The following is a 21,493-nucleotide window of genomic DNA, read 5'->3' as shown; positions in this document are numbered from 1 at the left end:
TACAGAGGAGAGTTTGAAAAAAGAGATTCCGGTTTATTCCGTTTTCTCGCTACACTACATCTATAACCATTCTTGTGGGATGGATGTCGCAGTACGTGCCGCACTCCGTCGCCCGTCTTTGGTTTAGGGCGGACAAGATGTCCACCCCACAAGAAAATCAGAGCATTAGCCCTGTTTTTTGGGCTTTTTTGGGCTTTTTTGGGCGCAGTGAGTCTGTATTATGAAATTTTTTCAGACAAAGTGCCAATCAATTCCCATAGCTATACTATTTATCCACAGGCTCCAACCAGCGTTTGATACTTGCTGGTAATTCGGAAACCAGACGTAACGGTAGCTGGGGTGTAGAGAGAGATTGAGCGTAAGCTGGTGTTAAAAAAGGTTGGTAAATTTTCGCTTCTGGTGTAAGTTGCTTGATAAATGCTAAACTGACTCCTTGAGTTAATTGACGTAAAGATTTGGTTTCTTCACCTATTCGTTCTTTAACAATACTGGTGGCTGCACTTGTTGGGTATGTTGGATCGCTAATACTTAAGTGAGTACCACCAATCGCAGTTAATAGGTACTTTTCAGCCCGCAGTTGGGTAAAAGGTTCTATCTGATGCTTCAGCCCTGGAGTCAGGGCGTCTTCGGTTCCAGTTAAGATTAAGACTGGCTTGCTGACTTGAGTCAAACCTTTTTTGCCAAAGAGGTTTCCAACTAGGGGGTTAAGAGCGATCGCACTCTTGATTCGCTGATCTTGTAACCTCAGTTTTCTCTCTGGTAAGGAAGCCGCCGCACACTGCAACCAATCACCAGGAGCTTCGCCAATATTTAAAGAATCTTTGCAAAATTTACGTAACTCCTCTAAGTCTACCTCTCCTCCTACCAAAGCCAAAGCGGTGTAACCTCCTAAAGAGTGACCGATAACACTGACTTTTTCGGTGTTTAACTTTCCTTGAAGTTGCCCAGGTTGAGTATTGAGTTTTGCCAGTTCATTCAGCGTAAAGCTGATATCTTTTGGTCGCTCAATAAATTCACTTGCTCTTAGCAGCTGTGCCAAATTCTGTGTATCTGAGGCTCTACTGACAGCGTTGGCGTTGCTACCAGGATGTTCAACAGCAGCAACAGTCAAGCCATAAGAAGCTAAATGACGCGCCAAATAGCTCAAAAATCTTCGGTTTCCCCCAAAGCCGTGGGAAAGGACAATCAGTGGGTTTTCGGCGTTTCCCTGACTCGAATAAATGTCTACAGGAATCGTACGGTTACGCTGTCGGTCATTCAAGATGATTGTCTGCTGCTGTACTGCTTCAGGACCCAGCGCTGCTGGATCGAATGCTGCTTTAAAGGGTATGCTACTTTCAGCAGCCAACTCTCGTTCTAGTAACAGACCAAAACCTTGACTTTGTAAGTTATTTGGGTTAAAATCAACAGCCAAACTGATAGCTTTCGTGGCGTCTACGGTAATATTCTCTCCTGGGTAGGCTCGCAAGAAGCTGAGTGCGTTAAAACCGTTTGCCTGGCGTAGTGCGAAATTCAGGGTTGCCTTGATACTTTCTGATGTACTGCCTGGTATAACTCCACCTATGGATGATATAAACTCTCTACCTCCTGGCGATCGCATCAAATCGTCAACAAATTTATCAGCAAAAGCAGGATTGACTTCCAAACGTTTCGTCAGAAATCCTCTGACTTCAGGCGTAAGCATCGATGACAAAACTTCCAGCCCCGATGGTAGTCTCCCGGTTTTGGCAAAGTTTTCTAAATCTGCGATCGCTACCGACTGCTGAAATGGACCTAGGCGGATGGTAACTGTTTGGGCTGCCAAAGTAGAGGGCATTCCGACACCCCATCCCAAAGTAAGCGTCAAAGCACATAGTAATTTTTGTGCCCAGGATGCCTTACGCCGATTTTTGCCAAGCTGAAAGTGCATATTAGTCATTTGTCACGAGTCATTTGTTATTAGTAGCGCATAACTCATGACTTTATTGGTCGCAGTGCAGTTTCGTGGAAGTTTGGGGACGCAAAGGGGTTGACAAGCGTCTCCACATTGTGTTCACGGTTAAAAGCCGATTCCGAAAAATCTGATAATACTTAAGATAGTACCTAGAGGTCCTCCTACAGTATTGATGGTATCAGAAGTCTTAGCTAGACCATTCCGGCTGATTAACACAACATCATTATTGCGAAGTATGGGATTGGTTTGCTCGTTAATTCCTGCTGTTAAATCTACTTTTACTAGACGTTTGGTAACAGATCCATCAGGATTGAGCCGAACCAAATCTACATTAGCCCTGGTCGCTCTCGCATCGTTAAATCCACCAGCAGCAAGTAGTGCTTGATTTAAGGAGCTATTCGGCTGAATTTCCACGGGTCCTGGTCTTTTGACTTCGCCGACCACGTTGACTTGAATGCGTGAGGGCGATAAAGTTGTTGTCGCTAATTGAGTCGCTTCTGCTCGGCTGATTTCCGTTGCAGTCGGAAAATAAATTGTATCTCCGTCTTGCACAATCAGATCTTGATTGATGTCACCACTTTCCAAAAGTTTCCACAAGTCAACTTTTATATTTTGTTCTCCACCGGTTCTTGTGGATCGGCGGATCACCACATTCCGGATATCAGCTTGTGGCGTCAAGCCTCCAGCTAATTGCAGCGCCCGTGTTACAGTGGGCAGACCTGTTATAGTAGGCGCACCTGTTGTGGTACCTGACCCTTCTGCGGCACCTTGGGTGATAAGATAGGTTCCTTGACGAATAACTTCACCAGTGACTGCTACTGTACGGGGTCTGGTGGGGTCAGCCGCAAAGCTTGATGCGGATAGATTTCGTGCATCTGCTAAATCTAAGGTGGTTGCTGTTGGCACATAGATGGTGTCTCCATCCCGCAAGGTAAGATCCTGTGGTATCCTGCCTGTTTGTCTAATTTCCTTCAAATTGACAGTGACGATTTGCTCTGGACCTCGTCCTAGCTTCCGCCTTAACTGCACTTTTGTCTCATCTGCCGCTTGCGTGATTCCCTGAGCTGTCGTAAGTGCTGATAATACAGTGGGGTACTGCACACCAGGATTGTCACCCGCGCCTCCTTGCAAGCTGAGACTGTAAGCTCCTGGACGTGTCACCTCTCCGGCAACGAAAATATTGATAGGACGTGATGCTATAAGATTGATTGATATAATAGGGCGTTTGAGAAAACGAGAGTATCTCTGAGCAATTAAGTCAGCGGCTTGTTCTGTTGTTAGCCCTAAGACGGATACGCTGCCAATCAGAGCTAAGTTTATCGCTCCACCAGGGGGAATTTGATACACGCCTGAATATTCCGGAACTTCAAATACCTTGACTTCGATGCGATCGCCGCCGCCTAATGTATAGTTTGTATCTACCCTACCCGTTGCGCCTGGTACGGCTTGCCTCTGAGTATAGTTTGTTTCTTTCTGTATCGTTGATGGTACGGCTTGTCTTTGTGTATTTGTTATCGCTGCTGGTACGGCTTGGCTTTGAGAAGTTGTTTTTCTTTGCGTCGTTCTTGGTACGGCTTGTCTTGGAGGATTTGTTTTTATTTGTGTTGTTGGTTGTTTGACTTGATTCTGAGCTAAGCTAACAGACGGAAACGCGATATGAACAACAGTTAACAGTACCACACCCCCGAATGGTTTACTGATAAATTTTAACCTTGCATTATCCATATTTACCTGAGACTACTATTTAGTAAAGTACTTTCTAAACATTTTTAGCTTGACTCTTCTTACCTATTCAAGTTCCTCACAATCATCTCTTCTTAAAGAATCTTCTTTATCGGGAGCATAATTGTTTATTGTCTTTGAACTTTTAGTAAAGTTCATTTAAAGTTGAATCTTGATTGTACCTACTTTTTAAAGTATTGTGGTTCTCATTACAGTTTATATGATTTTTTTTGCACTCGCCTACTAGTATAAATACAAATATTCTTCTTTAGCAAATATTACTTGTAAGAAAAGTAGGATTTTCAGTCACATAGGGTGCCATATAAACAGGATAAACCCACAATGAAAATATTAGTAAAAATAGAGAAAGCTTTGAATTACCCAATCTTTTTATACGTTATTCATTGTGTCTAATAGTTATGGAAAGAGTATCTGACTGAGGACGGTGAGGAACAAAGGTTAGCAGAATCCCCGTCAAACTATTTAGGAGAGTTGTTATGTCTTTGGATTTGTTGGACAAAAAACTCCTCCAAAGAAGGACGAGACAAATTCATGGCAATGAGTTGCCCTCCCATCAAGCGAAGACTAGCCAGAAAATCATAAGCATCGCCTTGCACTTCACCTTGCCAAGAACCATTAGGGTGATACTCTAGATTGGGAACCCATTTTTTGAGAATTTCCCAATCACCACCTTGACCTTTGACATGATATACGTTACTTGTTCCTAATAGTTCATTAAGGAAACCAGAGGAGATTAATTCTCCTTGAGCAAGGATAGCGACGCGATCGCAAAGTTGCTCAACTTCACTAAGAATATGGCTGTTGAAAAAAACCGTCTTACCTGAAGCTTTAAGCGTCACGATAATTTCGCGCATTTGGTAACGCCCCACAGGGTCAAGACCGGACATCGGTTCATCAAGAAACACCAGTTCTGGGTCATTGATGAGTGCCTGTGCCATACCGACACGCTGTAGCATTCCTTTAGAATAGCGACGAAGCAGCTTTTTGCGGGCGTCTGCTTGGGATAACCCCACCAATTCCAACAGTTGAGGAATGCGTTGACGTTGCACTTTTTTAGGAATTTGAAACAGCCCAGCTGCTGCTTGTAAAAACTCCCAAGCAGTGAGGTAGTCATACAAACAAGGATTTTCGCTGAGGTAGCCGATACGTTCTTTAACACTGCGATCGCCCAATGGTCTGCCCAAAAGCAATCCCCGTCCTGACGTTGGGCGAATAATCCCCAACAACAATTTCAACAGCGTCGTTTTTCCAGCACCATTCGGTCCGAGTAACCCAAAAGTTTCTCCCTTATAAACTTTCAAAGAACAGCTTTTAAGGGATACGACTTTTTGATTCAAAAAAAAGCCAGTACGATAGACTTTTCGCAACTCAGAAGTTAGGACAACAGGCGGAATGCCTGTGGTATTTATTTGAGAGTCGGGGGCGTCTGCAACAGACATCATGTTGTGCTTAGGGCTACAGCAAAAATACGATGTAATGATAAATTACCCAGTTGACTGACAATAATAACACCTTATTGACTAATGTCCTCTCAGTAGGGGATGAGGGAGTGAGGGAGTGAGGGAGTGAGGGAGGGAAGGAGTGAGGGAGACTCATAATTTTGAATTTTGAATGAGCGAATTTTGAATTGATTTTCCCTGCTCCGGGTGCTTGTTCACAGCATCCCCTTGGAACTGGGAATCATACCTGCACGACGCTTATCGATTTCTACTGCCATCCGCATTGCTCTGGCAAATGCCTTAAACGTTGCTTCAATAATGTGATGGGAATTCATGCCATCCAATTGGCGAATGTGCAGTGTCATTTGGCTGTGGTTCACTAAAGCCACAAAGAATTCGCGTACTAACTGGGTGTCATAAGTTCCCACCCGCTGAGTGGGAATTTGCAAGCCATAGCTCAGGTGAGGGCGTCCAGAAAAATCCAACGCCACCTGAATGAGTGCTTCATCAAGAGGTGCAAAGAAATGACCAAAGCGGACAATACCTTTCTTATCGCCAAGTGCCTTGCTTATAGCTTGACCCAAGGTAATACCTACATCTTCGTTGGTATGGTGGTCATCAATGTGCAAATCCCCCGTCGCCTTGATTTCCAAATCAAATAACCCGTGGGAGGTGATTTGATGCAGCATATGATCTAAAAAGGGAATGCCGGTTGCTGCATTGCAAACACCTGTACCATCGAGGTTAACTCTGACATACACATCTGTTTCGCTTGTCGTGCGGCTAATTTCGGCAATACGAGCGCCGTTGGGAGGCGCTTGGTTGTGTGAGGGGAGAATTTGGTGTAGGACGGAGTCCTTGGCGGAGGCATCGCTTATTTGCATACAGAACCTAGCTTATGGTTACTATAGAGTAATGGGTCAGAGCCATTTGCTAACAGCTAATCGCTAATGGTAAATAGACAAATAGTGATTATCAGTTAACAAATAGCAATACTAACTTTACATTCCCATGATTTCATATCCTGCATCCACGTACAGGACTTGCCCTGTGATTCCACTTGCCAGGTCACTACATAGGAAAGTCGCCGCATTGCCCACTTCTTGCTGAGTGACGGTGCGTCTTAGAGGAGCAACCTGCTCCACATGATGAATCATATCCAAAATGCCTCCTACAGCACTAGAGGCTAAAGTCCGAATCGGACCAGCAGAGATGGCATTCACTCTGATATTTTGTGGACCCATTTCAGCTGCTAAGTATCGCACACTCGCTTCTAGCCCTGCTTTGGCAACTCCCATCACATTATAGTTGGGAATTGCCCGCACACCTCCTAGGTAGGTGAGAGTGACGATACTTCCTCCCTGTGTCATCAAAGGTTTAGCATATCCGGCGAGTTGCACGAGGGAGTAGGTACTGACCTCTAAAGCTAGATTGAAGCCAGAACGGGAGGTTTGGCTAAAATCTCCACTCAGATCATCTTTGTTGGCATAGGCAAGGCAATGGATAAGAATATCTAAAGACCCCCATTTAGCGCTAATCGTATCGAAGGTAGATTTAATCTCCTCGTCGTTCTGGACATTACAAGGAAGAAACAAACTAGGGTTTAGCGGTTCTACCAGTTCTGCGACTTTTTTCTCCATTTTGCCTTTCTCATCTGGCAAATATGTAATGCCTAGGTTAGCTCCTGCTTTGTGTAGTTGTTGGGCTATCCCCCAGGCGATCGAGCGGTTGTTTGCGATTCCCGTTACTAAGGCATTTTTTCCGGTGAGATCCAGCATAGAAATTCTTAATGTGAACATTCATGCTTGAGCATACTAGAATCTGACACCAATTTGTCTTTGTTTTGGGTACTATTTGCAAACATGAATTTTCAGTAAACTTTTGATACAACACAATTCACACTTAATTTTTAAGACATGGCCAACATATAGCGGTTATTAATGATTGTTGAGTAGGTGGTAGCTGGTTGAAAGTAGGTAGTAGATAGTAGGTATTAGGTAGTCAATAGGGTTTTTCTCCCTATCTAGCAGATACCACTCTCAAGAACCTTTTCATACCTTCAATAGAATTACTATGTCTATTTTTTTTACTTTATAAAACTTTTGAAAAGAAGTTTTGTAATTAACTATTAAAAAGGACTAGATCTAAAGACTAAAAATTATGTATTATGATGAACAAATAACTGTAAGGCAAAGATGATAAGTATAGGAAAGTACAAAAACGTTGACAATGTGTGATTGATTTTTCAGGTGTATTCTTAGGGAATCGGTTTTAGTTTTTCCGGCATTGGGTAGGGGAAGGGAGATGATCGTGACACAAGATAAAGCCCTAGCAAATGTTTTTCGTCAGATGGCAACCGGAGCGTTTCCGCCGGTTGTGGAAACATTTGAACGCAATAAAACCATCTTTTTCCCCGGCGATCCTGCCGAACGAGTGTATTTTCTATTAAAAGGTGCCGTTAAACTCTCCAGGGTGTATGAAGCAGGAGAAGAAATAACCGTAGCACTGCTGCGGGAAAATAGTGTTTTCGGCGTCTTGTCCTTGCTGACAGGAAACAAGTCAGATAGGTTTTACCATGCGGTTGCTTTTACATCTGTAGAATTGCTGTCAGCACCAATTGAACAGGTGGAACAAGCGCTAAAGGAAAACCCAGAATTGTCAATGTTAATGCTGCGAGGACTATCTTCGCGGATTTTACAGACAGAAATGATGATAGAAACACTCGCTCACAGAGATATGGGTTCTAGGTTGGTGAGTTTTTTGTTAATTCTTTGTCGTGATTTTGGCGTTCCTTGTGCAGATGGAATCACAGTTGATCTGAAGCTATCTCATCAAGCGATCGCTGAAGCAATTGGTTCAACCCGCGTTACCGTCACTAGGTTACTAGGTGACTTGCGCGAGAAAAAGATGATTTCCATACACAAGAAAAAGATTACTGTTCATAAGCCTGTTACCTTAAGTCGGCAATTCACCTAAAAAAGTTTTGAGTTCGGAGTCCTGAGTTATGAGTAAGATAAAAAAAGTGAGAAAAAAGAACTCAAAACTTAGGGCTCAAAACTCAGAGCTTTCTTGGATTGGAATAAGGATAGGTGAAAATTGAGTGAACTCAATGCTTGCCTTTTTCCCAATTTCCCACAGATAATGACTGGAAGTAGTAGGCTGTATCTGGAAGGATTTCGTCGGTAGCTGAAGATGACCACCGGGTACATCCTAATTTTGGCAATTTTAATTGTGGGAGGCGTGATTGCCACCGTAGGCGATCGCATTGGCACAAGAGTTGGCAAAGCGCGGCTCTCACTGTTCAAGCTGCGTCCTAAAAACACAGCAGTACTGGTAACGATTTTGACAGGAAGTTTGATTTCGGCATCTACCCTAGCAATTTTATTTGCTGTCGATGACGGATTGCGCACAGGAGTGTTCGAGCTAGAGGATATTCAAAAAGACCTCAAGCGCAGGCGCGAACAACTGAACATAACAGCAAAACAGCTAGAAGACACAAAAGGAGAGCTAGATCAAGCCCGAAAAGAACAAAAGGCTCAACAAGAACGCTTGCAGCAGACGAATCAGTCCTTGCAGGAAGCAAACGCCAAACAACAGGCAACTCAGGCTCAACTGAACCGTACTATTAGCCAACAAGCTCAGACTCAAGCTCAACTTCAAGGCACACAAAACCAGCTTAAGGGAGCAGTCACTCGCTATAAACAAGCGATAAGGGAACTTCAAAGCGTTGCTGACGAGAAAAAAAAGCTGTTGGTGGAAATAGAACAACGAAAAGTAGAACGCCAACGACTTTATGCGGAAGCCAAAAAAGCAATTGAGCAAGCCAAAACAGCGATTGGGAAACGCGATCGCGAACTAGCCAACCGACAGGAAGCTATTGAAGAACGTGATAAAAAAATCACCGCACTGGATCAACTCATTCAAAAACGCAATGCAGAAATTGTAGCCCGAGAGCAAGTGATTGCTCAACGAGAATCTCGCCTCCAAGAATTGGAAACACAACAATACTCTCTGGAACAGGAAGTGGCAAGGCTGGAAAAATACTACCAGTCTTACCGTGACCTGCGTTTAGGGAAACTAGCACTATCTCGTGGTCAAGTTCTTGCCGCAGGCGTCGTTCGTGTCTCACAGCCTGTTGCAGCACGTCAGGCAATCATTCAACTTTTACAAGAAGCCAACCGAAACGCTAGCATCGAATTAACTGAGCCTGGGACGAATCCTACAAATTCGCAGCTGCTCCAAGTAACACAAGAGCAGGTAGAGCAATTGAGCAAGCAGATTAATGATGGTCGAGAATACGTAGTGCGAATTTTTTCTGCAGGCAATTATGTCAAAGGAGAGAAGCAGATTGGATTTTTTGCTGATGCAGCGCGCAATCAAGTCGTTTTTACCGGAGGTGAGGTCATAGCAACCACGAGCGCAGATCCCAACACCATGACATCCTATCAAGTACGCCAGCGGCTGGAACAGCTCATTTCTGCTTCGCAATTTCGTGCCCGTAACGCTGGGATTTTAGAAAGTATTCAAATCGATGGGACTTTCATTCGCTTTATTGCCCAGTTGAGACAGTACAACCAGCCAATAGATATCAAGGCTATTGCCGCAGAAGACACATATACAGCCGGACCATTGAAAGTTAAACTAGTGGCAATCCAAAACGGACAGATTATTTTTAGCACTTAAAAAACTAAGGATAAATGAAAAATGCCTAAGTACCAATGTTTTCGATCTATATTGCTAATTGTTAATTTTTAATAATTATAATCAAAAGTTTATAGTCGAAAAGCTATTGACTTTTAGCAAAAGACCTCAGGAGTCAGAACTCAGGAGTCAGAATGGCTCGTGTATGACTGGCAGATGAGTAAAGGGAAAAACAAGAGGGGAAAGGGTAAAGGAAAGCCATTCCCCTTTCCCCCCGCCCCTTATCCCCAGAGGGGACCCCACCTTGCCCATTCCCCATACCCAAATGATTCTGACTTCTGAATTCTGTAAGGGCAAGCGCACACTACGTGAACGCGTAGCGTGCCGAAGGCATATTCTGACTCCTGCTTTAACTTTTTATTATGACTTTGCGTGAATTCTTGCCAACTCAACCAGCTATCTTGGGTTTCGACCCAGGTCGTGATAAGTGTGGTTTAGCTGTGATGGGACTGGATAGACAACTGTACCATCACCAAGTCGTATCGGCAAGTGAGGCGATCGCCGCTATTGTGTCGCTGCGTCAAAAATTTCCCATTTCCTTACTGGTGATGGGTGACCAAACCACGGCAAAACGCTGGAAACAGCAGCTGTATGATCAATTAGCAGATCCGCTGAACGTTATTTTAGTCGATGAGCGCTACACTAGCTTAGAGGCACGCGATCGCTACTGGCAGATGTATCCTCCCAAAGGATTCGCCAAGCTGATACCACAGGGCTTTCGGCAACCTCCACGACCAATAGATGACATTGTAGCTATCTTGTTAATTGAAAGATACCTCAATCGTTTAACTGTTTCGCCGTAAGTCCCGCACTATAAAGGTACTCAGTTTAGTGCCGGGATATAAGGCGGAAGATGACGAAAACATCTGGTGAACAATATTGACCATAGGTCAATAAGAGAATGAGATGGTTGAGGAATCTCTTCTCTCCAGGAACTCAAGGACAAACCCACAAAGTCTATAATATAAATGCCCGTAGCAATTATGCTCTCTTTGTGGCGATATTGGTGCCGACCATCCACTTGACACAAACGGACTACTTTGTAGGTGAACAGTGCAAACGTTGGGAAACGGAATAGACATAGAATTTGTTAGTAAATTCGCTACGTACAAGGACTCCGTGGGGCCTGACTGAGTCTCTAAACTGCCTGTGGAGGTATCGTTTCGGGGACAAGCAATCTGCTTGCATTGCAAGTCTAGATACGACCAATGAAGCAGGAAATTTCTAGTTCCTAAAAGGAACCGCTTCGCTTCAAAGCAATTTGGAGAAGCCCCCACTGTACCGCTTGCGGTCAGTGTGTGGAGAATGTCACCTGAATCAGTAGTTAAGAATCAAGAGTGAAGAAACAACAGGGAAAAGTGAAGAAAGAAGACTCAAGAAATCATTCTGTCTTCTGTGTTGTGTCTTCTATCTTCTTTGTTACAGTTGTGCCCGAATCGTAAAAGCGTAGTCTCCTCCCGGTTCAAGCTGGTAGTCTCGTTGCTCCAAAAAGCGACCAAGAGGTTCTTTGATTAAAGCTCGCCCTTGAGAAGGCTTGACAGACAGTTCTCCCCGGCGGAAATGCCATTGGAACTGCCATTCAAAGTCACCTGCTCTGACTTCACCTTCAAGAAAGCCCTGTTGCCAGGATTGACGGGTAATCCTCACATGGGCGGTAGTTTCTGGTAAACGTTTAGCACTCACAATGCTGTGTGTCAAGTTTAAAATGAAAGCTAACTTTTTATAGCTTTACATTTCCTCAAAATACCTCAAATACACCAATGGGAGTATTTGGATATTTGTGCTGTTAAGCCTAGATGGAATGTAAAGCTATAATTGGCGTGACTCTCAGCCTTAAGCTATGTACACTAGTCCCAGACGAGTGAACTCAAAGGCTACACGGACAAAGGCGTGACTAGCAAGCTTGGGGTTGCGAAAAATTCTAGCGCTTTTCCCTAATAAACATGAATTCATCGGCGTTTTTGATAGGTGTTTGTCCGGTTGTTAATTACTGAAAGGAGCGGCATTCTTGGAGTAGCAGTTTTGTTACCAAGGTTCTTACGGAGATACTAGCTATGACTCAGCCGAACAAGCAACTCCAACAAGATGAGTTACATCACATCTTTGTACCTTATCAGACAGCAAGCCTTGGTGGAACCCAAAAAGTTACATTGAGGTCGGGAAAAAGTTATGAAGTAAAGATTCCAGCCAACAGTGTCGAAAGCGCTAAATTATGCTTAAAAAGATGTGGTTTGCAAGGAAATGATGTTGTCCTTGTTCTACATACTTTATTTGATAAGACTTTAGATATAGAAAAATTAATAGACTACTTGATAACCAGTGTAGATATTAAGCCAGAGAGCAAAAAAAGATGTAAAAAGGTGTATCATATCATTCAAAATGCTAAATACATTGAGGATTTAGCATCTTTAGATTTGTTAGATTTTATGGTTTCTTCTTCTAAGACCGATTCATCAGTTTGTCAGCGGTACAACATTGCCAGTCAAAGTTCTCGATTGATAAAAATTGAGCAGTGTATTGAAGATGCCTTAGCAGGATCTAACCTTGATGAGACTGAGCAGCAATCAATTAGAGGAACATACCAGTGCATCAGAGCAGGAGAAGGAATAACTGATTTTGGTGTTCTAAATAAGCTTGACTTTATTATTCTAAATTCTTCACTTCCTGATGCGCTCAAACAACTCTACTTCCAGTACAGTGTCACATCTAGGGCAATTACTGCTGATTTATTTATTGTCAATCTAATTAATAATTGTTTTACTATTAGTAGTAGTATATATAAATCGGAATTACTTGCTGCATATACTACACTTAGAGATGGCAAGCAAGTTTCTGATAAAGCAACCTTAAAATCATTAGATTCGCTAATCTTGAATTCTGATATTCCAGATGATTGCAAGGTAATTTACAAGCTGCTGCGTGAGCCAGTAACTAATCAGAAGGGAAAGTCTGCGGGGGACAATGATACTATTGCGGCTGTAAAGAAAGTTGCTGACTCAGTGAAAAAAGCATCTGGGTTTGTCCCAACTGCTACCAAAGTTGCAACAACTATAGGAGCGAAAGCAGGAACAGGAGCAGCATTTGGTACCTTCTTTGGAGGCGCAGCAACTAATGCTACCTTAGCTTGGTTGGGGGGTGGTTCTGTAGCTGCGGGTGGCTTAGGAATGTTAGGAGGATTAGCAGTCGCTACGGGTGGAGCTGCTTTGATTGGTGCAGCAGCTCTGGTATCTGTTGCCTCTGTTGCTCAAATGGACTCTCAGGATAAAAAGAACTTAGGAATTGCAGCCGGAGTAGGAATGGCAACGAGTGCAGCAGCTGTTGGCACAGCTTGGGCGGCGCTCAGTGCTTTTGGTGTAGCTAGTACAGGTACTGCTATTAGTACATTATCAGGAGCCGCAGCCTACAGTGCTACTATGGCAGCCCTTGGTGCGGTTGGTGTAATGACTGGAGGGGCTGCCCTTGTAGCATTTGGTGTAGGTTTTACAGCTTGGAAGTTTCTCCAAGGAAATAAGAATGACCCGAAACAGATCTTGAAGCAGTTAGAGGCTAAACTGTATTCCTAATCTCAATAGTCAATTCATTTTCTGGTGGCAAGATGCCGGGCGAGACGAGTTCACTCGTGCGGCGAGGGCGTTCATACCTAAGGAGAAATTTTAAAGCCCGCGCAAGCGGGCTTGATCCCTGTAGCCGCAAGTTCACTCGTGCGGCTGTCTAGATTTGGGATTTGCAATTTAGCCGCAAGTTCACTCGTGCGGCTATCTAGATTTTAGATTTGCGATTCATCCACAATCGGTAAATCTAAATCCTGATTTAGAGATTACCGATTCACAGCCGCAGCTTCTCGCGCTGCAGCCGCCTGTTCTGGATGAATACCTAGGCGGGTGAGATTAATCCTGCCTTTGTTGTCAATTTCCCGGACTTTGACAATCACTTCATCACCGACTGCGACTTCATCCTCAACTTTGCCAACACGATAGTCAGCAAGTTGCGAAATGTGGATCATCCCTTCTTTGCCAGGTAAAAACTCCACAAACGCACCAATCGGTATGATTCGTGTCACGCGGCCTACGTAGACATCACCTTCGTTGAGCTTTCGTGTCATGCCTTGGATGATGTTACGCGCTTTTTTAGCTTTGCTTTCATCCACGGCAGAAATCGTCACCGTTCCATCGTCTTCGATGTCAATTTTTGCACCTGTTTCCTCAGTGATGCCCTTAATCGTCTTACCACCTGGTCCAATGACCAAACCAATCATGTCTGAATCTATCTTGATGGTCAACAGACGTGGAGCATAAGGTGACATTTCCTCGCGCGGTTCAGCAATTGTCTGGAGCATTTTCTCCAGAATGTGCAACCGTGCTTCTTTAGCTTGGTGGACGGCTTGGGAGATAATATCCAAAGGCAAACCTGAAATTTTCATATCCATTTGCAGGGCGGTAATTCCTTTATCCGTCCCGGCTACTTTGAAGTCCATGTCACCCAAAAAGTCCTCGATCCCCTGAATGTCAGTTAGGACTCGGACTTCGTCGCCTTCCTTAATCAAACCCATTGCGGCACCGCTGACAGGTTTGGAAATGGGTACGCCTGCATCCATCAACGCCAGCGTGGAAGCGCACACTGAACCCATTGAGGTAGAACCATTGGAAGAAAGAACTTCTGATACTACCCGAATGACGTAGGGAAATTGTTCTCTTGACGGTAGCACAGGTAATAAAGCTCTTTCTGCAAGCGCCCCGTGACCAATTTCCCGTCGTCCTGGCGCACGTAGGGGTTTGGTTTCCCCGACGGAGAACGGTGGGAAGTTGTAATGATGCATGTAGCGCTTGTGTTGATCCTGTTGCAAGTCATCATTTAATGTCTGGGCATCTCCCGGTGTGCCTAGAGTACAAGCGGTTAGCACCTGAGTCAGTCCCCGGTTAAATAAACCACTGCCGTGGACTCGCTTGGGCACAACGCTCACTTGAGAAGATACGGGACGTACTTCATCTAGCTTGCGACCGTCAACGCGAACATTATCTTCGATAATTTGACGGCGCATGAACTTTTTGGTAAGTTCTTTGAAGGTATTACCAACAGCCTTACTGTTTGCAGATGCGGCAACGCGAACGGTGTCTTCTTCTGGAAGTTCCGCGATCGCTGTTTGAATTGACTCCTTTATGGCATCTAAAGCTGTATCTCGTGCTGTTTTGTCCAGATCAAATTGCGACAGAATTTTCTTAATTCCCTCGGCAGCGCGATCGCGTATATAATTTTCCAGCGTCGGGTCTACCTCTGGTGGCTCCTGCACGACAATTTCCAGACCCATTTCTACGAGCAAATCTTGCTGCGCCTTAATTAAGTCCTGTACAGCTTCGTACCCAAAATCAATCGCTTCGATAATGTCTCTTTCTGACAGTTGATTGGCACCTGCTTCCACCATGATCACACCTTCTGGTGAACCAGCAACTATCAGATCAAGGTCTCCTGCTTCAATTTCTGCATAAGTAGGGTTAATGATAAAATCATCTCCCACAAGACCCACACGTACTGCCGCCATTGGTCCATTAAATGGTATCTTAGCGATCAGAGTGGCGATCGAAGCACCAGTCACTGCTAACACATCAGGTGGTACCAATTCATCCATCGACAACGTCAAGGCAATGACTTGCAGGTCATCTCGCAACCACGACGGGAACAAAGGACGCAGAGGACGGTCTATGAGACGGCTGGTAAGAATTGCTCTTTCTGGCGGACGACCTTCCCGCCGCATGATCCCTCCGGGAATTCTACCTGCTGCATACAGTCTTTCTTCGTAATCTACTGTTAAGGGAAGAAAATCAATGCCTTCTCTGGCTTCTGAACGCGTAGCCGTCACTAAAACTGCTGTGTCCCCAGATTCTATCAACACTGAGCCACCAGCCTGGGGAGCTAGATGACCAACTTTCAGTCGAATATCCCGTCCGTCAAAGGATATTGACTTCTCAAATTCTCCCATTCAGTTTTTTTTCCTTCTATGCACGCTATTCTCTCTCTGTGGCAATCCTAACATTTATGCTCAATGGCTGACGTCAGTTCCATACAAAGATAAACAACTATAACTTACGCACCTAAGTCTAGCCTGTTGAGGCTCTTATAAGAGGGCAAACGAGTAAGGGGAAGCAGGAAAATTTATTTTCCTACAGGCGTACCAGGCGCGGTAGGCTTATTCCTCATAGCCCTACATTGTTTCTCAAAAACATCGCCAATGCCCAGGAATTCCTTAATTCCTTGCCTACGCAGTCTAGGTTGTACAATGAAACCAGCGTTGCAAATATGCCTACACTAACCTGGTATGTAAAGACACGTTTGCAAAGCTCTACTCTAATGAGAAGACGTCCAAACAGCGTCTCCTAACGAGCGAGCAAGTTTCGCGTCTCTACAACAAAAATCCAAGATTTTTTTGGTTTGTGTATTGCACTTCATCAGCTTTACTAATATTTATTCAGTTTTTTCTAAATGTTATCTATATGAAAGACTTGTCTATAAATATCTATAAATAATTTTAAATAATACAAAATATACCAAAACAAGTAATTTGCGATATTAAAAGAAAAGCGTTGCTAAATTTAGGTATGAAACAAACCAGTGGAAAAATCTAAAAAATACAATCTTTGCGACGCCAGTCGCCTACAGAGGGAAACCCTCCAAAGGGCGCTGGCTCGTCTTTACGCGACACTAAATTTATACTCGCGCCGCAACGCAAAAAAAGAATTCTAGACCTTAAAAAAGCGAAAATCTAAGTTGTTGTCAAATGGCAATTTTACATGGTAGTTGGTTAACACAAAATCAGGGTAGTTGTGTATTTATTTGGGGGGAGACTTGGCGAACTCTTGAGACAAATTCTAGTAAGGCTGCATCACATATACCGCCACATCCATTGGCGATGACACCATTAGAATTAGTTGAATGGCTGGATTCGCGTAACATTTCAATCGCTAGAAGCCTGCAAAAACAAGATGTAGAGACATTGCATACAACTTCTCTACGAAATCGCAAAACACGTAAAGCTGCCAGTGCTGGTGAAGTCAGTTTGCCAACGCACTCCCAAATCATTGCCTTACCAAGTCATATCTTAGAAAATACTAAGGAGCAAACAGCATCAATATTCCCAGCACATTCTGCCGCATTAGGTTTAGAAGAAGAAACTCCACAGTACCTGCAACCTTGGCTGATTGAAGGTTTTTGTCTCAACCCTAAAGAGGCAATAAAATTTCTCACTTCCCTACCACTAAATGTCACCAATGGAGAAAATACTTTTTTGGGGGGAGATTTACGCTTTTGGGTGCAGGTTGCCCGCTGGAGTTTAGATTTAATTTCGCGTTGTAAGTTTTTGCCTGTCATTCAACGACAACTAGATAATTCCGTCGTCGCCAAATGGCAAGCACTTCTAGACAGCGCCCAAGACGGAACTCGCCTGGAAAAATTTTCCCAATTGATGCCACTGGCTTGTCGGACTTACCAAGGAAGTGGACGAGATGAGGGAGATCACGAAGCAACCTCCTCCTTATCCCCCTCATCCTCCTCATCCCCCTCATCCCCCTCATCCCCCTCATCCCCCTCATCCTCCTCATACCCTCATATAAACCTCCCGCCCGAACCCCAAGAATTGCTGCTGGGATTTCTTCACAGTACGATAGATGCCCAAGTACGAGTGATGGTGGGTTCCCAAACTTTGGTAGAACCCAGAGTGATGGCGTCTCTACCGTCTGCAGTGCGAGAGTGGTTACATTCTTTGACGGCTGCGTCAAACACAGTCAGCACCGATTCATTTGGGGTGGAACGACTGGAGGCGGCGCTGAAAGCTTGGACTATGCCCTTGCAATACCAAATGCAGGCGAAAAACCAGTTTCGTACCTGTTTTGTGCTGCGTTCCCCACAGTCAGGCGAGACAGATTGGACTTTGGCTTATTTCCTCCAAGCGGCTGATGACCCAAATTTTCTAGTGGATGCGACAACGATTTGGAAGCATCCTCTGGAAAAATTGGTTTATCAAAATCGCACAATTGAACAACCGCAAGAAACATTTTTGCGGGGTTTGGGGTTGGCTTCGCGATTGTATCCACCAATTCAACTCAGCTTAGAAACCCAATATCCTGAATCTTGCCGCCTCAACCCAGTTCAAGCTTACGAGTTTATCAAATCTGTCGCGTGGCGGTTTGAAGATAGCGGTTTAGGCGTCGTTTTGCCTCCCACTTTGACGAACCGTGAAGGATGGGCGAACCGTTTGGGTTTAAAAGTCACAGCTCAAACGCAGAAGAAAAAGCTAGAACGCTTGGGTTTGCAGAGTCTGTTGAATTTTAAGTGGGAATTAGCAATTGGTGGGCAGGCTCTTTCCAAAGCAGAATTTGACAAGCTGGTGGCACTGAATAGCCCATTAGTAGAAATTAACAACGAATGGGTGGAATTGCGACCTCAAGATATCAAGACAGCGCAAGCATTTTTTGCTTCTCGTAAAGACCAAATGGCGCTGTCTTTGGAAGATGCTTTGCGCATCAGTACAGGGGATACCCAGACGATTGAAAAATTACCAGTGGTCAGCTTTGAGGCGTCTGGGGCATTGCAAGAGTTAGTCACGGCGTTGACGAACAACAAAGCTGTCGAACCTCTGCCCACACCCGCCAGTTTCCAAGGAAAGTTGCGACCTTATCAAGAACGCGGAGTGGCGTGGCTTGCCTTTCTGGAACGTTGGGGCTTGGGCGCTTGTCTCGCGGACGACATGGGATTAGGAAAATGCGTAGCCAAAAATACACTGATTTACGTAAATGGAGGACTACGCACAGCAGAAGAAATTTGGCAGAGCTATGCTGGAGAAACAAAGTTTGATGGCGAGGGATTTTGGGCTGACCCTACAGAGCAATTACTGGTAAATTCCATAGATGAGAAAACTGGCAAAATTGTACAAGCGCCTATTCGGCAGCTTTATCGGCAGCAAGTTTGTGAAAAATTACGGAAAGTCACTCTGCAAGATGGTAGCAGTGTCACCATCACCCGTCGTCACAAACTGCTGACGAGTAAAGGATGGACAAATGAATTACGGGTAGATGATTACGTTTGCGTACCAGCAAAAATGTTCTGGAACGGGCAAGCTGAAGATCCCGATTTAGTTAAGTTTCTTGCTTGGCAAATTGCCGAAGGATATGAACAGCTTGATTTGGGAAAAGTGACTATATCACAGAAAGATACCAGAGTGTTAGAAGATTTACTCCAAATCTTCCAACGCATTAGCAAGCGCTATGACCTGAAGATTAATAGCCCCAGTATCTGCACCTTCCCTAGCAGAGTTTCATGTCTAAGAGTTAACAGCCAAGCTTATCAGCGATTCTTAGAAACTAAGGGTTATGTTTGGGGCAAACTGTCGGCAGAAAAGTCGATTCCGCCCTTTATCATGCAGGCAGACTTAGATAGTGTGCGTACCTTTTTACAAAACTATTTCGATGCTGAGTCTGCTGTTATTTCTAGTATGCGGAGTATCGAGATTGCCACAGCTTCACCGCTGTTGATTCAGCAGCTTTCTGCACTGCTGCGACGCTTCGGTATCTGGTTACGAATATCGTCCAAACAAAAGTGTGCCACAAATGGAACTCGTACTTTACGCACCTACTATATTGGTGTGATTGGAGGAAATTCTGCCCGCAGATTTTTGCAAGAAATTGGGTATAGCATTCCAGAAAAACAGCGGAAGTTAGAAGAAATTTGTCAACAGGTTAGCAATACAAATGTTGAAGGAATCCCAGCTTCTGATATTGTTGCCGAAACAGTTGCAGCAACGAGGCTGCCTTTGCGGCATGTTGGTATGCACAACACGGTTTACATTAATGGTTCGCAGGAATTTTCCAAACATAGCTTGCAGCAAGTCATAGCTGGAATGAACCGTATGATCAGTGGAGAAGCCCAACAGGACTATCAGCTGCTAAAACCTTCTAAATGGACAACTCAGACACTTGAAGCTTATGCACAACTAGACGTACAACAGTTGAAGTTAACGCGTCAATCTTTGCAACGTCTTCTCGATCAGGAAGTTTTCTATTGCAAAATTGAAAGCATAGAAGATGTTGAGTATGAAGGTTGGGTTTATGACCTTGAAGTTAGTGAACATCATAATTTTGTCGCTAACAATATTATCTGCCATAACACCATCCAATTCATCGCCTTCCTTTTACACCTAAAAGAACAGGAAACACTGGAAAAACCAACTTTGCTTGTTTGCCCAACTTCAGTGTTAGGAAACTGGGAACGGGAAGTCAAAAAATTTGCTCCAACACTGAAAGTTTTGCAATATCACGGTGACAAACGCGCCAAAGGTAAGGCGTTTTTGGAAGTAGCAAATAAGCATGATATAGTCATCACAAGTTATTCGCTGATTCAGCGTGATATCAAATCATTGCAAGGCGTTTCTTGGCAAGTTGTTGTGTTAGATGAAGCGCAAAATGTGAAAAATCCAGAGGCAAAGCAGTCCCAGGCAGTACGGCAAATAGAATCTACATTTCGCATTGCCTTGACGGGAACACCAGTAGAAAATAGACTCCAAGAACTCTGGTCTATTTTGGATTTTCTCAATCCAGGGTATTTGGGAAATCGGCAATTTTTCCAGCGACGGTTTGCCATACCAATTGAAAAGTATGGTGATGCGGCTTCGTTAAATCAGTTGCGTTCATTAGTTCAGCCTTTTATTCTACGCCGCCTGAAAAGTGACCGCGAAATTATTCAAGACTTGCCAGAAAAGCAAGAAATGACTGTATTTTGTGGTATGACTGCTGAGCAAGCAGCACTTTATCAAAAAGTGGTGGAAGAGTCTCTGACTGAGATTGAAGAAGCCGAAGGTTTACAACGCCGGGGAATGATTTTAGCTTTACTCATCAAGCTAAAACAAATCTGCAATCACCCATCACATTATCTGAAGCAAGACACATTGGAACAACATCATTCTGGAAAACTGCAGCGGCTGCAAGAAATGTTGGAGACAGCTATCGCAGAAGGCGATCGCGCTTTAATTTTCACCCAGTTTGCCGAGTGGGGTAAGTTGTTAAAACCATATCTAGAAAAACAGATAGGGCGAGAAACGTTGTTTTTATATGGAAGTACTCAGAAAAAACAACGTGAGGAAATGGTAGACCGTTTCCAACACGATCCCCAAGGACCACCAATTATGATTCTGTCGCTGAAAGCGGGTGGTGTTGGACTGAATTTAACACGGGCAAATCACGTTTTTCACTTTGATAGATGGTGGAACCCAGCAGTAGAAAATCAGGCAACAGATAGAGTATTTCGGATTGGTCAAACCCGCAATGTTCAAGTTCATAAATTTGTTTGCACTGGCACTTTGGAAGAAAAAATTCACGACATGATTGAAAGCAAGAAACAACTTGCTGAACAAGTTGTCGGTGCGGGTGAAAATTGGTTGACTGAACTCGATACAAACCAACTCCGTAATTTGCTCATACTTGACCGTAGTGCAGTCATAGATGAGGATTCAGAATGATTAGGAACCCCACCCCCTACCCCTCCCCGCAAGCGAGGAGGGGAGGAAATGCTTCTGGCTTGTCGCAAGCAAGCAGGCGAGGAAATGCTTCTGACTTGTCGCAAGCAAGCAGGCGAGGAAATGCTTCTGACTTGTCGCAAGCAAGCAGGCGAGGAAATGCTTCTGACTTGTCGCAAGCAA

The 21,493-nt window shown here is 44.2% G+C and carries 12 protein-coding genes; 5 read left to right on the top strand and 7 right to left on the bottom strand.

The genetic code is table 11. The annotated features are described in order from the left end of the window. Positions 1-265: 265 nt before the first annotated feature. The 5 genes from ACM0OZ_RS43135 to fabI form a co-directional block, all read right to left on the bottom strand. Positions 266-1,909 carry an alpha/beta hydrolase gene (locus ACM0OZ_RS43135; protein WP_414589036.1) on the bottom strand — a complete coding sequence of 548 codons (1,644 nt, stop codon included), beginning with the start codon at positions 1,907-1,909 and terminating at the stop codon, positions 266-268. A gap of 129 nt (positions 1,910-2,038) precedes the next feature. After that, complete coding sequence (locus tag ACM0OZ_RS43130) at positions 2,039-3,658, bottom strand: SLBB domain-containing protein (protein WP_414589034.1); 1,620 nt, start codon at positions 3,656-3,658, stop codon at positions 2,039-2,041. Between the two features lie 476 nt (positions 3,659-4,134). Further along, positions 4,135-5,118, bottom strand: a complete 984-nt coding sequence (locus ACM0OZ_RS43125; protein WP_414589033.1) for an ABC transporter ATP-binding protein — start codon at positions 5,116-5,118, stop codon at positions 4,135-4,137. A 212-nt stretch (positions 5,119-5,330) separates the two neighbouring features. Next, complete coding sequence (hisB, locus tag ACM0OZ_RS43120; protein ID WP_414589032.1) at positions 5,331-5,999, bottom strand: imidazoleglycerol-phosphate dehydratase HisB; 669 nt, start codon at positions 5,997-5,999, stop codon at positions 5,331-5,333. A gap of 117 nt (positions 6,000-6,116) precedes the next feature. Next, a complete protein-coding gene (fabI, locus tag ACM0OZ_RS43115) occupies positions 6,117-6,893 on the bottom strand; it encodes an enoyl-ACP reductase FabI (RefSeq protein ID WP_414589031.1) in 777 nt (258 codons plus the stop codon). A gap of 526 nt (positions 6,894-7,419) precedes the next feature. Between fabI and ntcA the strand changes: the two genes are divergently transcribed. The 3 genes from ntcA to ACM0OZ_RS43100 all read left to right on the top strand — a co-directional run bounded on the left by ntcA (position 7,420) and on the right by ACM0OZ_RS43100 (position 10,619). Then, positions 7,420-8,091, top strand: a complete 672-nt coding sequence (ntcA, locus tag ACM0OZ_RS43110) for a global nitrogen regulator NtcA (RefSeq protein WP_041034146.1) — start codon at positions 7,420-7,422, stop codon at positions 8,089-8,091. A 216-nt stretch (positions 8,092-8,307) separates the two neighbouring features. Beyond that, a complete protein-coding gene (locus tag ACM0OZ_RS43105) occupies positions 8,308-9,798 on the top strand; it encodes a DUF3084 domain-containing protein (protein ID WP_414589030.1) in 1,491 nt (496 codons plus the stop codon). 380 nt (positions 9,799-10,178) lie between these two features. Continuing rightward, the gene (locus tag ACM0OZ_RS43100) at positions 10,179-10,619 is read left to right on the top strand and encodes a pre-16S rRNA-processing nuclease YqgF (protein WP_414589029.1); all 441 of its coding nucleotides are present in this window, start codon (positions 10,179-10,181) and stop codon (positions 10,617-10,619) included. A 616-nt stretch (positions 10,620-11,235) separates the two neighbouring features. Here the strand turns inward: ACM0OZ_RS43100 and ACM0OZ_RS43095 are convergent. Continuing rightward, a complete protein-coding gene (locus ACM0OZ_RS43095; RefSeq protein ID WP_414589035.1) occupies positions 11,236-11,499 on the bottom strand; it encodes a DUF3146 family protein in 264 nt (87 codons plus the stop codon). A 371-nt stretch (positions 11,500-11,870) separates the two neighbouring features. Here ACM0OZ_RS43095 and ACM0OZ_RS43090 point away from each other — a divergent pair, with 371 nt between their 5' ends. Continuing rightward, the gene (locus ACM0OZ_RS43090; RefSeq protein WP_414589028.1) at positions 11,871-13,379 is read left to right on the top strand and encodes a hypothetical protein; all 1,509 of its coding nucleotides are present in this window, start codon (positions 11,871-11,873) and stop codon (positions 13,377-13,379) included. A 254-nt stretch (positions 13,380-13,633) separates the two neighbouring features. Here the strand turns inward: ACM0OZ_RS43090 and ACM0OZ_RS43085 are convergent, their stop codons facing one another. After that, positions 13,634-15,790, bottom strand: a complete 2,157-nt coding sequence (locus ACM0OZ_RS43085; RefSeq protein ID WP_414589027.1) for a polyribonucleotide nucleotidyltransferase — start codon at positions 15,788-15,790, stop codon at positions 13,634-13,636. A gap of 795 nt (positions 15,791-16,585) precedes the next feature. Between ACM0OZ_RS43085 and ACM0OZ_RS43080 the strand changes: the two genes are divergently transcribed. Next, positions 16,586-21,313: an SNF2-related protein gene (locus tag ACM0OZ_RS43080; RefSeq protein WP_414589026.1), complete on the top strand. Its 4,728-nt coding sequence runs from the start codon at positions 16,586-16,588 to the stop codon at positions 21,311-21,313. Positions 21,314-21,493: the final 180 nt, after the last annotated feature.

Origin of the sequence: Scytonema sp. PCC 10023 (assembly GCF_963920835.1) — a bacterium.
GTDB lineage: Bacteria > Cyanobacteriota > Cyanobacteriia > Cyanobacteriales > Nostocaceae > Kalymmatonema.
The sequence above is the reverse complement of the archived record's forward strand: the minus strand, read 5'-3'. Positions and strand labels throughout refer to the sequence as shown.